This is a genomic window from Oleiphilus sp. HI0061 (assembly GCF_001635675.1).
On sequence record NZ_LWFE01001500.1, the window covers coordinates 1 to 13,730 of the forward strand.

Here is a 13,730-nt window from a genome sequence, read left to right on the forward strand (position 1 = left end):
GGAAGAAAAAATAGAAGAACTTCGCTTGGTCGGCAGTGATCAGGAGCTCAATATTCAAGAAGTGATTGAGCGTCTTGAGCATGAATGCGAGATTCGTACAAAAGATATTTTTGCGAATCTTAATGCTTGGGATGTCGCGCGCTTGGCTAGACATCCAAAGCGTCCTTATACGCTTGATTACATTGAGCAGATTTTCACAGACTTTGATGAGTTGCATGGTGATAGAACTTATGCTGATGATCAGTCGATTGTAGGTGGTATTGCTCGGCTTGAAGGGCGTCCAGTAATGATTATTGGTCATCAGAAAGGGCGCGAAGTTAAAGAAAAGGTCAAGCGTAACTTTGGTATGCCCCGGCCAGAGGGTTACCGCAAGGCTTGTCGCCTTATGGAGCTAGCTGAACGTTTTTCCTTGCCTATTATCACCTTTATAGACACGCCAGGTGCCTACCCGGGAATTGGTGCTGAAGAGCGCGGCCAAAGCCAGGCGATAGCTCATAATCTAGCTGTCATGTCTCGGCTTAAAACGCCAATTATATCCACTGTTATTGGTGAAGGTGGTTCTGGTGGCGCGCTGGCTATTGGTGTCTGTGATCGTCTAAATATGCTTCAGTACTCAACTTATTCTGTTATTTCCCCTGAGGGTTGTGCCTCCATTCTGTGGAAAAGTGCTGAGTATGCAGCTGATGCGGCTGAAGCGATGGGGGTTAACGCTCAACGTCTGAAAGAATTAGGTCTGGTTGATGGCGTCATAGAGGAGCCTTTAGGCGGTGCACATAGAAATATGCCCGAGATGGCTACTCAATTGAAGGCTCAGCTTATTGCAGGGCTTGATGAACTTTCGGCTTTAGATACTGAAGAATTAATGGATCAGCGCTATCAACGTTTAACGGCCTACGTTAAAGAGTAAATAGTCAAATAGGGTGCTCTGTGAGTGAGATGAAGGTTTCCCCGGTGATCTTGCAGGCATTAAAAAGAGTGCCCGAGTCCAAACGCTATGTTGTTGCCTTGAGTGGTGGCTTGGACTCTATCGTGCTCTTGCATACTTTTCGTTTATTAAACCCCTCCTTAGCTTTATCAGCAATACATGTTCATCATGGGCTTAGTAAAAACGCAGACGACTGGGCTCGTCATTGTCAGCAGGTGTGCCAGGAGCTATCTATTCCTTGCTATGTAGAGCGTGTATCAGTTACTGCGAGTGGTGAAGGGCTAGAGGCCGCAGCCAGGAAGGCTCGTTACGAAGTTTTCGAGAGGCTGCTAAATGATGGTGATGTGTTGCTCCAGGGTCATCATCAAAACGATCAGGCTGAAACGGTGTTGATTAGGGCATTGCGCGGTAGTGGTGTTAAGGGCTTATCGGCTATTCCGCCTAGCAGGCTTATGTCTTGTGGAACTGTTATTTATCGCCCTTTGCTTGAGGTCTCGAGAAGGGCTTTAGAGTTAGAAGCGGAAGGTTTGGGTCTGAAGTGGGTCGAGGATGAAAGCAATAGTGATTCAGTCTTTGATAGAAACTTTCTGAGGAATGAAATTCTCCCTCTACTTGAACAGCGTTGGCCAAATTCTACCGAGGCTCTTGCGCAGGTTGCGTGTAAAGCAAGTGAAACGCAAAGCTTTATTGATGATTGGTGTGTAAAGCAATTTGATTCTGGCTTGTTGCTTGAGCGCGCTCAGGGTGAAAAAGTCATCGATATCTCAGTTTTATCATCTTATAGAGAGAGAGATCAGAAGATCTTGTTACGAGCTTGGATTGATAACTTTGATTGCCCGCAGCCTTCAGAGCGTATATTGGGAAGAGTTTTTACTGAGCTGATTTCAGCCAAGCCAGATGCTAATCCTATTGTCCAATGGTCAGGTTTTGAATTGCGCCGTTATCTAGGGGGAATTTATTGCCAGCGTAAACCTGTGGGCGGCAGTGAATCTTATAGCGAAACTCGGCAATTTAAGCGGCGTGGTCAAGTTTATAATGTTGAAATTGCAGCTCAGAATATATCGTGTGCTTATGAAAGTGGGGATGTAAGCATGCAGGCTGATTCAGGTCGTATACAGCTCGCCGTGCCCGGGGCAGGTTTTGAGTTGCAGATAAAATCTCGTGCTGGAGGGGAGTCGCTCAGGACTAGACCTGACGGGCCGGGGCGTAGCCTTAAAAGCCTTTTTCAAGAAGCGGGTATTCCTCCTTGGCGACGTGATACTTATCCTTTGATTTATATTGATGGTGTACTGGCGGCAATTGGAAACTTGTGGATAGGTGCGGGTTTTCATGCAGAGTCCGGGCTTCCTGTTCTAAGCGTTTACTTCAATAATAAGTATTAATGGTGAGTCATTAGGCGATAAGGTCTCGAACTTACTGCAAAGGTCTTGCACCTTGATGGTTTTATCTCTAGAATATCGCGCTCTAAAATCTGCGGGGAGCTTATACCTTTCTTATGGAAGGAATAGACTTTACCGTGTACTTGTAACTCCTTGCTTTTTAAACGGCCGATGTGGTCGACATTAAAAGGCTATTACCCGAAGGGAGAAAATATGCGTCATTACGAGATCGTATTCTTGGTGCACCCTGATCAAAGTGAACAGGTTCCAGGAATGATTGAACGTTATACTGGTGTTATCAAAGATAGCGGTGGCCAGGTTCACCGTCTAGAAGACTGGGGTCGCCGTCACTTGGCTTACCCAATCAACAAAATCCACAAGGCACACTACATTTTGATGAATATCGAATGTGGCGGCGATGCTTTGGGTGAGTTGGAGCACAACTTCCGTTTTAACGATGCCATCATTCGTGATTTGGTTATTCGTCAGAAGGAAGCGATTACTGAAGAATCTCCTATTAAAGCTTCTCAAGGTAGAGATGACCGTCGCTCTGCGCCTAAGCGCCCAGCTGAACAAGAGTCAAGCTCTGAAGAATCTGTAGAGAAAGTTGAAGATGCAAGCGCTGGTGACAGCGAAGCGGCATCAGAAGAGTAATTTAATTTTAGGAGAAGACTATGTCTCGCTTTTTTCGTCGTCGTAAGTTTTGTCGCTTTACGTCTGAAGGTGTAAAACAAATCGATTATAAAGATTTGGACACTTTGAAAGGTTATGTCACAGAAACTGGTAAAATCGTACCAAGCCGTATTACTGGCACAAAAGCTCGTTACCAGCGTCAGCTAGCAACTGCTATCAAGCGCGCTCGTTACTTGGCACTTTTACCTTACACAGACAATCACCACGAATAAGACCGGGTATTGTTTGTTAATCGTTTTACGATTATTGAAAGTAATTAATTAGCTATAAATTGAGAATATCCTGATGCATGACTTAGCTAAGTTAGCCATGCGAGGACCTTGGCAAGCAGCAGTTTTGGCAAGCGTTAGCGTAATGATACCAATGATGTTTTGGTTCGGCGCGGCGATTGTTGGGTTGGTTACCTTGCGAAAGGGCTTGAGTCAGGGTCTTAATGTTTTTATCTGGGCAACTATTCCTGCTTTGGCATGGTGGTCTGGAATGCAAGATCCCGGAGCGCTGGTGGTTCTAATATCGGTTCTGCTTATGGCAGCGATATTAAGATCAACCGTCTCCTGGCAAGCCACTCTGGCTGCCGGAGGAGTAATTAGCCTGCTTACAGGCATTGTTGCTCCTTATCTTATGCCAGAGTTGATTGAAACCCTAATGGGGTTGGCTGAAGAGTTCTTTAAGCAGCTCGCAGAAGAGTCGCAGCAAGAATACGATGCTAATTTACAAGAAGGTTTCAAATTGCTACTGGTAGCAAGCTTTGCTTCATCCTTTTTCGGGATGGCTGTTATATCGCTGTTTTTAGCGCGATCCTGGCAGGCAAGCTTGTATAACCCGGGTGGTTGGCGAGAGGAGTTTCACCAGATACGCTTAACTGCGCGTATGGTGATGGGCCTGGTTTTGTTGATTGTGATCTTACCTGTGCTGGGCGTGAGTCCTGCCTTGGTTATCGCAGTCGCTGTGGTTCCGATTATGGTTTGCGGTTTTGCCTTGGTGCATGCCGTGATAGCGAAGCGAAAGCTTGGCGGGCAGTGGTTAATTGGCATTTATTTCTCGGCCATATTGCTGTTTCCAACTGTATTGATGCTGATAGCTTTGTTAGCCTTACTAGATAGTTTGGTCGACTTTAGAGCTAGAATGCAGGCGCCAGAATAGTAAAAGCATGAAACGCTGATTAGTTACATGAAACTAATTTGAGAAATCTAGAAAATAGAGGATCACGAGATGGAAGTTATTCTACTCGAGAAAGTTGGAAAATTAGGTGGTTTGGGTGACAAGGTAACTGTTAAGGCAGGTTACGGTCGCAATTTCCTATTACCATACGGTAAAGCTGTAGCGGCAAATGAAGCAAATGTTGCTGAGTTTGAAGCACGTCGTGCTGAGCTTGAAAAAGCTGCTGCTGAGAAGCTTGCTGCTGCTGAAGCGCGTGCTGAGCAATTGAATGAGAAAGAAGTAACTATCGTTTCCAAAGCGGGTGACGAAGGTAAGTTATTCGGTTCAATTGGTGTTCGCGATGTTGCGGATGCAGTAACGGCTGCTGGCGTTGAAGTTGCTAAATCAGAAGTTCGTCTTCCTGAAGGTGCGATTCGTAACGTTGGTGAGTTTGATGTTGCGATTCAATTGCACAGTGAAGTAACAGCGATCATTAAATTGATCATTGTTGCGGAATAAGCTTCTGAAATAAGTAGTCAGATAGCTTTGACTAAACATGGTAAGAAACGTTGCCATGGTAGAGTGATTTGAAAATATAAATTACTCTCTGATACGGCCCGAATATATATTATATTTCGGGCCGTATTCATTTATGCTCTACAAAACTAAGCATTGCACTTTTATGATCTATCAGAGGTGAGAGTCTTGTCAGTACTTGATCAGGATACACAGAAACTAAAAATACCTCCCCACTCAATCGAAGCGGAACAGTCAATACTGGGTGGCTTGATGCTGGACAACAGTAAGTGGGATGTAGTCGGTGACAAAGTCCTGGAAGAGGATTTCTATCGTCAAGATCATCGTTTGGTTTATCGAGTAATTGCTAAGTTAGCGACGGGTGGTAATGCTCTAGATGTAGTGACGGTTGCTGAAGAGCTTGAACAAATGGGCGAGCTCGAAAATGCTGGCGGTATGGTTTATCTGGGGCAGCTCGTCGAGCGCACGCCAAGCGCTTCTAACGTTAGGGCCTATGCAGAAATCGTTCATGAGCGAGCAGTACTTAGACGATTAATAAGTGCCTCGGGAGAAATTACAGACAGTGCTTTTAACCCCCAGGGGCGGACAACCTCAGAGCTTCTAGATGAGGCTGAAAGGAAGGTTTTCCAGATCGCTGAGAATAGTGGTGGGAAAGACAGTGAAGGGCCTCAATCAGTAAACCCTATCCTAACCAAGACGCTAGAACGTATTGATGAGCTGTTTAATGCCTCGGGTGGTATTACCGGTGTCACGACGGGTTTTAGAGACCTGGATGAGATGACCTCCGGTCTTCAGCCTTCGGACCTGGTTATCGTTGCGGCTCGACCTTCGATGGGGAAAACGGCCTTTGCAATGAACCTGGTTGAGGCCGCCTTAATTAAAGCAGAGAAGCCTGTATTAGTATTTAGTATGGAAATGCCGGCTGACTCAATACTAATGCGTGTTATCTCCTCATTAGGGCAGATTAACCAAACCAGAGTACGTTCCGGTAAGCTGGAAGAGGATGATTGGCCACGCTTGACCTCTGCGGTGAGCATGCTCAAAGACAAGCCCCTCTTTATTGATGATACGGCAGGTTTGAGCCCGACGGAGGTTCGATCTAGAACTCGGCGTGTCGCGCGAGAAATTAAGCAGGATATAGGTCTCATCATGATCGACTACCTTCAGCTGATGCAGGTTCCTGGCATGACGGAAGGTAGAACAGCAGAGATTTCTGAGATATCGCGATCTTTAAAAGCTTTGGCGAAGGAAATGAACTGTCCGGTGGTAGCCTTGTCTCAGTTAAACCGTGGCTTGGAGTCTAGGCCGGATAAGCGCCCTATGAACTCAGACTTGCGTGAGTCAGGAGCAATCGAGCAGGATGCCGATGTTATTATGTTTATCTACCGTGACGATTATTATAACGAGGATAGCCCTGATAAAGGTATGGCCGAGATAATCATTGGTAAGCAGCGTAACGGGCCGATTGGTAAATGTAAATTATCATTCCAGGGGCAATATACTAAATTTAATGATTTGTCTCACGCTGATTATGGAAACGAGTTTTGATCGAAAAGCTTAGGCGGGCAGAAGGTGTTAATTTGTGTCTTGAGGGTGAGGGCTTTTCAGGCGGTCGTCCATTATATCTTGAAGTAGACGGGCAGGCTTTTCGTCATAATATAAAGCGTGCAGCAGAAATATCGAAGGCTACTTCTTTAATGGTGGTGCTTAAAGCCAATGCCTACGGTCATGGTCTGATCGAGATGGCAAGGCTTGCTGGCCAGCATGACTTGGCAGTGGCAATTCCCGAAGAAATGCGCCAATTGCGTGAGGCTCAGCTCGCTAATCGAATATGGGTACTTGAAGGACCTTTTGCTAAGGCCTGTATCGAGGATACAAGCAATGTGATTTGGGTGGTCCATAGCTTATGGCAGTTGGCGCTGTTTGAAAATCAAACTCAGGCTTCTGAGTATAAAGTTTGCTTAAAGCTTGATACCGGAATGAATCGCCTGGGTATGAATAGCGAGGACTTTGCACTTGCATTGAAGCGAATTGAGTCAAATCAGTACCTCTCGCTCTATGCTTGTATGACGCACTTCTCAGCAAGTGATTTGCCAGGGGGGGAGCAGGTAGATCAGCAGCTTCAGCGCTTTAATTCTGTTATACAAGATATTGAGTCGGATGAGCTCTTACTGAGCACGGCTAACTCCGGTGGTATTCTATATTATCCTCATAGCCATAAAGATATTGTTCGACCTGGTATTATCTTATATGGCGCAATGCCGTCACCAGAGAAGCAAGACCAGAATTTTGATTTAAAGCCGGTGATGAAATTAAAGTCTGCAATCATGGCTGTTAGAGAGCTTTCTATCGGAGAGCGTGTTGGCTATGGCGGCCGCTGGCGAGCATCTCGTGAATCACGAATTGCAACAGTCGCTTGCGGTTATGGTGATGGTTATCCCCGACATGCACCAGATGGAACGCCGGTAGCGGTTTTTGATTCCGCGTCACAATCCTTTGTTCGAGCCCCGCTTGTAGGGCGGGTATCGATGGATATGTTGGCAATTGATATAACGGATATTCCTTCTTGTGGTCTTGGCAGTCCTGTTGAGCTGTGGGGGGATTATATTAAGGCGGACGAGCTTGCATCTTTGGCTGGTACGATTGCCTACGAGTTATTTTGTAGTATTACTACTCGTGTTCCAAGGCTGTTGAGTGGCGAATAGAGTATTCGCCACTGGGCCTTTTTAAGGTGCTTCTTCGAGGAGTTCTTCGCTCTCTGATGGTTCTTCAGAAGTATCGTCATACATAAACTTCATGTCGCCAAAAGAGCCTGTCGGGTTGATGAAAGAAAGGCTGCTCGGAAAGAAGTAGGTCTTGACCGGTGCGTCATGTTCATAGCTATCTTTAACTTTCACCTCACCATGAAATTGGCTCTTTATGTCAATATCGATAACCTCTGCGATGTTGCCAGGCAAAGTCCCTATTAGAGCGCCATGCCCCAAGTCATGATCTTGATTATACTGATAGATATTAGGGTTAATGAGAGCGGGAATAGTTTTCTCTCCAACACTTAGTAATGTCGTATCATTTGAGTTGATGATAGCCTGTTCTACGGGGGCACCCGAGCTATCAAATAAGTTGGAAATTCGTCCCCATATTGAGTTCGCAATATCTGGGAAATGACTTGTATAGAGTTCGCTGTCGAAATTTTGAGCAAACAATTGTGGCTGGCCGTCAGTTTCACGCTCGAGGTGAATGAGTATGTTGTCGTCGCTGCCCTCAATATAGCTCGTATAAGTATCTGATGAAGGAAGCCCTGCCGATTCTATAAAAAGACCTAGATCTCCGGTTAACTGGACCGAGGAGCTGGAGTCGATGTTAGATTGCTGGTTATCTTCAGCAAAAAACTTGCGAATGATGATGTTCTGCGATGTGCTGATCATTCGAATGTCTTCTACTTCTGCCGCTGAATACTCCTTGAGCGTGGTAAGGGTCTCTTCGGTGGATACACCTTCAATCATATGAAGATTAAGTCCGTCACGTATATACAGTCTATCAGTCTCTTGATGATAGGAAAGTTGAGAGTCTTCAGGGTTTTGAAATACAAAAATTGGTGTTTCAAAGCGATCTTCACGTTCTTCAACATGGCCGCGATCAAATATTGCTAGAGTGGGGAGTTTAATTAAGGCGTCGTTATGTCTGAACAGAATAGCATTCTCAATATAGGTGAACCATTGATCTTGGTTATTCTTATAGTTTGGGTCTCGGTTGATTAGCTCAACGCCAAGCTCAGTAAGACCAAATGAGTATTCGAGAGTGTCAAAATTACGATCAGATTCTTTAATATAGAATTCATATTGATTCTTTAGGTAGTTAAATCCAAGGTAGCCAAACTCTTTGGTTGAGGTGTTATAAACCGGGTGCTCGGCGTACATTAAGGCTTCACTTGAATTTGTTACTCGTCCAACCCAGGCCTGACTTTTCTCAAACGAGGTTTCCTGGTTGCTTGCTAAAGAGTGGACTTCATCTATTTCCTCTTTACTTAGGTATAAATGTTCTTCGTGGTTACCGTAGAAAAAATCGTGCTCGTGGGTGTGGTAGTGAGGGTGGTTGTTAGGGTCGAAAGGCAAGCCATCATCGCCAATCTCGCCAGCTTCGTAGGCGTGATCGTGGTCATGGTCATCTGTATGAGTATGGGAGTGGCTACTAACATGAGTATGGCTATTGATAGATATACGGCGAATCTCATACTCGGTATCTGGGTCTTGTTCTAGGTCAATTTGGTAGTAATTGAATGTGCTGAGAGCACAGTCCTCGGGTGCTGTTTTTACATATAGTTTATGTTCATTTTTGTACAGTATCTCATCAATGAGTCGGTTTTCTTCATCAAGGGTTAGAGACGGCCGAATATCGCAAATAAGAGGGGGCTTGCCATCCACAGGCTCAAAATTGACAATTGGGTGGGCATAGCGAGTCACTAATTCGAATAAAAATATAGAGGAACCTTTGCTGTAAGCAATAAGCTCAGGAAGCAAGGTGTGTATAAGTGAAGAATTGCTGTCGTCACCTTGAACTTCTTCTGCCTCGTCGGTGTCTAGATATACAATGTGGCCTTCAGGAGAGCTAACTAAAGTTGGGTTTTCATCGTCTGGCCCAATGAATAGAGAAAGTCGCGCTGCGCTGTCCTCGGTAAAATGGGCTTCTACAATCTTGCTTTCGCCTGATTCCGGGTCGAACTCATATAGTGAGTTGTTTTTAATAAATGGAAAGTTCAAATTTTCGATTATTGGTGGCAACTCGGTGGTGGTTTTGTTTGACTCAGAGCAAGCTGCTATACCCATCATCAAAATGGCTAATATTAAAAGTCGTGAATGCATTTTCATCTGCTTGGTAACCCTATTCCTTTTGTAAATGCGTAAACTCAATGAACGCTGCTCAAAAACTACATGCCATCGACTAATAATAACGATAGAGATTGATCTTCAATATCAGGATCTGGTGTTTCTTGACTGGGGTTAAAAATGAAGCTGAAATTGGCGCGCTGCTCGACCCCCTCAAGAGAGTAGGTCGCTTCAAAGTTTAGAAAGCTATAATAATCGTTGATGACGCTTCCATTCATGAATTCGAGGTTTGATAATTCATGGAAGATACCGTAGCTAAAGTCAACGGAGCGGTGCTCTTTATTCCCATTTTCATTCTCTCGTGATGACTGTGCCAGCGCACGGCCATTATCTTTGTCTTCATCATATTTATACAGATAGGCTCCAGAAAGCTGCCGCGTCCCACTAACATTCTTAACTGGCGACGATGATATGAGTAAAGGTAAGTCATCTTGATTTCTCATATCCTTAACAAAAATGAGGGTGCTTTCCTCGAAGCTTGTTGGTTCGTAGTTGCTGTTCTTTTTCGTCAAAATATGCGCTTGTGAGCCTGACTCGCTATTGTAGGAGTTGAAGTGGAATGTATCGTCATTGATGTAAATCGAAATTTCTTCGGACTCATCTATATTGCTCTCGTTTCCTGTCTCATAAATGACAGTTAGCAAGTCATCTTTTCCAGTCTCTTCGGTAAGTAGTAGCAACTCGTTTGCGCTGTTTAGTCGATAAGTTAGCGAAACATCTTCCGTACTCTTGCTATTACTATAAATAAGCTCAAACCGATCACTTTCGTATAGATAAAGGTCGTTTTCAACCTGGATTACAAAGTTACTTTGCTGAACTGGCTGGCTGGTATTAAGGGTAAGGTTTGTATAACCGTTGAGCGTTAATGTTGGCGTATCAAATATAGCGTTAATGCGTGCTTGTATAGGAGTTGAGCTACTTGTTGGGTCATCGACAGTAAATAGATATGAAGTTGGTATAACAAATAAGTTAGATCCTTGCTGGGCCAATATCTTGTTATTTGATACTTGAGTAAAAGTAAGGGGTTCTGTGAAAGGGAGTTGTGTACTCCATTCTATTGTTTGTATTTCGTTAAAACGGTCTATTTCTGCATAGTTAAAAGATAGTTCGGAAGAGTTGTTGTTATAGCTAAGGTAGCCATAGTTTCCTTGCCATACTGATGAAATTACTTTTGCTGAATCGTAGTCAATAACTAACTCGGGATCTTGTTTTCCCTCAGAAACGACGCTGTGTTCAAAGATTGTGAAGATGTTCTCATCAATCAGAGTAGAAAAATCAATTTTTTCATAGAAAATATCGCCATCACAAGCGGTTGAAGCCGAAACATGAAGGATGATTTCAGGAAGGTGTTTAGTGCTGACATTGGACTCTTTTCGGTCTTGAAAAGCGTGGGTTGTAGGCATTCTAATAGCTGAGATACCACAAATATGGCTACTTAGATTTGCTAATACATAATGTTTGTTATTGTTGGCTTTGTCGAGATCGAAGAGGTTTATAACGCTTTCTTCTTGCGAGTTTCTCGTTACATAGGCTATGTATTCGAAACCTTGTTTTTCTTCATCTATGTCGAAAGCTAGTGCGGTCTGAAAGTCGTTAGTTGCTTCAGCAAAATCGGCGAGCTTGTAGGTTATAAGGTTGTCATTCTTGATAGTGTAGTAGCTGATAGTGTTATCAACAGTATTAATATAGGCGTTATAGGTATTCACCTCAGGTGGATCCACAGGCGTCTTATGGTCGGTGGTACATGCCGTCAAAAAGAAAATGCCTAGTGGCAGTGTTAGCGATCCTAGCAAAGAGTGAAGGTTAGGCAATAAAGCTCTCATTAGCGAATGCATCCTGATTATGTAATGATGATTTTATTAGGGCATGTAAATACAATTAACCACTGAGTATATCTGTCTTACATAGTGAAAAAAAATCTAACAAAAATGAATGGGATAAGGTTCACACTATTAAGGTCGCTCAGGTTCAATTTGACCGTCACTGGGCTCGTTGAATTGATTTAGTATTCCCTTAAATTGCATTTATCAAAGTAAACAGAGTTAGCCATAAGTGTAAGTCAGGCTTCCATCTAAGCTGTAAATATCTAATAATTCAAATCTATTCCTACTCAAAAAATAATAATAGGAGACAGTTATGTGCCGGTGTTTGGTGACAGGAGCAACAGGTTTTATTGGGAAACTTTTGGTAGAAGGTCTTCTTAAGCAAGGGCATGATTTGCTTGTGTTGGTGAGGAATCCTGATACTGAAAAATGCAGCGAACTTATTTCTAAGTGGCGAGCTTTATCCTTAGTGCTAGACAATGGTTCTTCGTTGGATGTTTGGTGTGGCGATTTAAATAGCCAGTTTATGGGGCTCGATAAGACTTTATATAGTTTTTCAGATTTTGATCATGTTTTTCACCTTGCAGCAGTGTACGATCTGGGGGCGCCTGAAAAACTCGTTATGGAAACGAATGTCCAAGGTACGGAGCGTTTGTTTAGCACGCTGGTTTCTTCAGGTTTTGCTGGTCGAGTTCATATGCTCAGCTCGATGGCTGTGGCAGGAGACTTTCAGGGCACCTTTTCCGAGGATATGTTCGATGAAGGTCAGGAGCATTCGCATACCTATCATTTGAGTAAATTTCAGTCCGAGGCTTGTGCCCGTCGTTTTAGGGATGAGCATAATATGGACTTAAGGATTTATCGGCCTTCTGCAGTAGTAGGCGACTCAACAAGCGGTGAGATTGATAAAATCGATGGGCCATACTATATGTGCCTGTTAGTAAGTTTTTTAAAGCGATATTTACCTTCATGGGTGCCAATCCTTGTTCCTAAGTTAAAGGCAAATCTCGATGTTGTACCTCGGGACTACCTTGTTGAAGCTATATTGCTCTTGAGTCAGTCTGAGGACTTGGGGGGGCAAACTTGTTTTCACCTGACCGGCACGCAGTCACTACCTTTACATAAAGCTTTTACGCAAATTCTTCGTGCAGCAGATGGTCCAAAAGTTGGCTTTTCTTTGCCTGTAAGGTCTTCAGGTATACAAGGTGGCGTGTTTAAGCAACTAGGTATGCTAAAGCAATTGAAGGCAGTTCAGATCGCTCTCGATGGACTTTTCGAAAAGCTAGGTATTCCTTCGTCAGTCTTTTCAGCACTAATGCCAGGCCTGAAATTTAGTGCAGATTCAACACAGAAACTTTTAGTTAAACAGGGCTTGCGAGCCCCAGCATTTGAAGATTATGTCGATCTGTTATGGGACTACTACAATCGCTATTTGGACCCTGCTAAGAACAGAGAGAACTTGGCTGAACTCGCCCTTAAAAATAAAACTGTTTTAATTACAGGCGGCTCAAGTGGAATTGGCTATGCGAGCGCCAAACGGGCTCTGAGTTATGGTGCTCGAGTTATTCTGGTTGCCCGGCATCAAGATAAACTAAATGAGTGTAAAGAGGCATTAATTGCCAGCGGTGTAGACCCAGAACGAATCGACATCTATACGTGTGATTTATCCCATTTTGATGAGTGTGACGCGCTTGTTACCTATATAGAGGATAAGTACGTTTCACTTGATGTTTTGTTTAGTAATGCTGGACGCTCAATTCGTCGTTCTCTTTCTCGCTCTGAAGGGCGTTTCCATGATTTGGAGCGAACGATGCAGTTAAATTATTTTGGGGCTTCGCGCTTGATTTTGGGGCTTCTTCCTTCCATGGTCAAAAATGGTGGAGGGCATATTCTTCATTCTTCTTCAATGGGTACTATGGCTGTCACGCCACGTTTTGGGCCTTATATGGCAAGCAAATCTGCTATGGATGCGTTGTGTGACTCGCTGGCTGCAGAGTTTGCTAACCGGGATATAAGTGTCACCTCGATAAAATTCCCCTTGGTTAAGACCGAAATGGTTGCGCCAACGAAAGAATATAAAAATGCCGACCTGGTAAGCGCCGAGGATGCGGCACAAATGTTTATTGATGCGGTGATAGATAAGCCCAGAAAGCAACTTACCGGAATGGGCCTGTTTTTGGGGGCTATATCTTTATATGCGCCAGAATTAGTAACCCAGATCTATAACTACCTTTATCAAATATGGCCTGATGAGCAAGGAGAGTACCCCGAAATGGGCTTGGATAGGGCGCTTTTGACAAGTATTGTGCCGAACTCACCTTTATAGGGCTGTCATCAGTAGTGATATTTT

At 44.0% G+C, this 13,730-nt stretch carries 11 protein-coding genes; 9 read left to right on the forward strand and 2 right to left on the reverse strand.

Features of this window, described 5'->3' with window-relative positions:
• The 8 genes from accA to alr all read left to right on the forward strand — a co-directional run.
• Positions 1 to 907, forward strand: a 907-nt coding sequence (gene accA, locus A3735_RS23360; protein WP_068638761.1) for an acetyl-CoA carboxylase carboxyl transferase subunit alpha, incomplete at its 5' end; no start/stop codon positions are given.
• A gap of 29 nt (positions 908 to 936) precedes the next feature.
• On the forward strand, positions 937 to 2,307 hold the full coding sequence (tilS, locus tag A3735_RS23365) for a tRNA lysidine(34) synthetase TilS (RefSeq protein WP_068511445.1): 1,371 nt from the start codon (positions 937 to 939) through the stop codon (positions 2,305 to 2,307).
• Positions 2,308 to 2,517: 210 nt separating this feature from the next.
• The gene (gene rpsF / locus A3735_RS23370; protein WP_068511443.1) at positions 2,518 to 2,958 is read left to right on the forward strand and encodes a 30S ribosomal protein S6; all 441 of its coding nucleotides are present in this window, start codon (positions 2,518 to 2,520) and stop codon (positions 2,956 to 2,958) included.
• Between the two features lie 20 nt (positions 2,959 to 2,978).
• On the forward strand, positions 2,979 to 3,209 hold the full coding sequence (rpsR, locus tag A3735_RS23375; protein ID WP_068511441.1) for a 30S ribosomal protein S18: 231 nt from the start codon (positions 2,979 to 2,981) through the stop codon (positions 3,207 to 3,209).
• A 73-nt stretch (positions 3,210 to 3,282) separates the two neighbouring features.
• Positions 3,283 to 4,140 (forward strand): hypothetical protein, encoded by an 858-nt coding sequence (locus A3735_RS23380; RefSeq protein ID WP_068511439.1) that lies wholly within the window; start codon positions 3,283 to 3,285, stop codon positions 4,138 to 4,140.
• 69 nt (positions 4,141 to 4,209) lie between these two features.
• Positions 4,210 to 4,656, forward strand: a complete 447-nt coding sequence (rplI, locus tag A3735_RS23385) for a 50S ribosomal protein L9 (protein WP_068511437.1) — start codon at positions 4,210 to 4,212, stop codon at positions 4,654 to 4,656.
• 186 nt (positions 4,657 to 4,842) lie between these two features.
• Positions 4,843 to 6,222: a replicative DNA helicase gene (dnaB, locus tag A3735_RS23390; RefSeq protein WP_197469892.1), complete on the forward strand. Its 1,380-nt coding sequence runs from the start codon at positions 4,843 to 4,845 to the stop codon at positions 6,220 to 6,222.
• A complete protein-coding gene (alr, locus tag A3735_RS23395; protein WP_082865236.1) occupies positions 6,219 to 7,379 on the forward strand; it encodes an alanine racemase in 1,161 nt (386 codons plus the stop codon). The genes dnaB and alr overlap by 4 nt, the downstream gene beginning before the upstream one ends.
• Positions 7,380 to 7,400: 21 nt before the next feature.
• On the opposite strand, the gene A3735_RS23400 is transcribed toward alr, so the two are convergent.
• On the reverse strand, positions 7,401 to 9,533 hold the full coding sequence (locus A3735_RS23400; protein ID WP_068553600.1) for a hypothetical protein: 2,133 nt from the start codon (positions 9,531 to 9,533) through the stop codon (positions 7,401 to 7,403).
• Positions 9,534 to 9,598: 65 nt separating this feature from the next.
• Positions 9,599 to 11,380, reverse strand: coding sequence for a hypothetical protein (locus A3735_RS23405; RefSeq protein ID WP_068511430.1), 1,782 nt, complete (start codon positions 11,378 to 11,380; stop codon positions 9,599 to 9,601).
• Between the two features lie 313 nt (positions 11,381 to 11,693).
• On the opposite strand from A3735_RS23405, the gene A3735_RS23410 reads away from it, so the two are divergent.
• Positions 11,694 to 13,706, forward strand: coding sequence for an SDR family oxidoreductase (locus A3735_RS23410; RefSeq protein ID WP_068511427.1), 2,013 nt, complete (start codon positions 11,694 to 11,696; stop codon positions 13,704 to 13,706).
• Positions 13,707 to 13,730 lie beyond the last annotated feature (24 nt).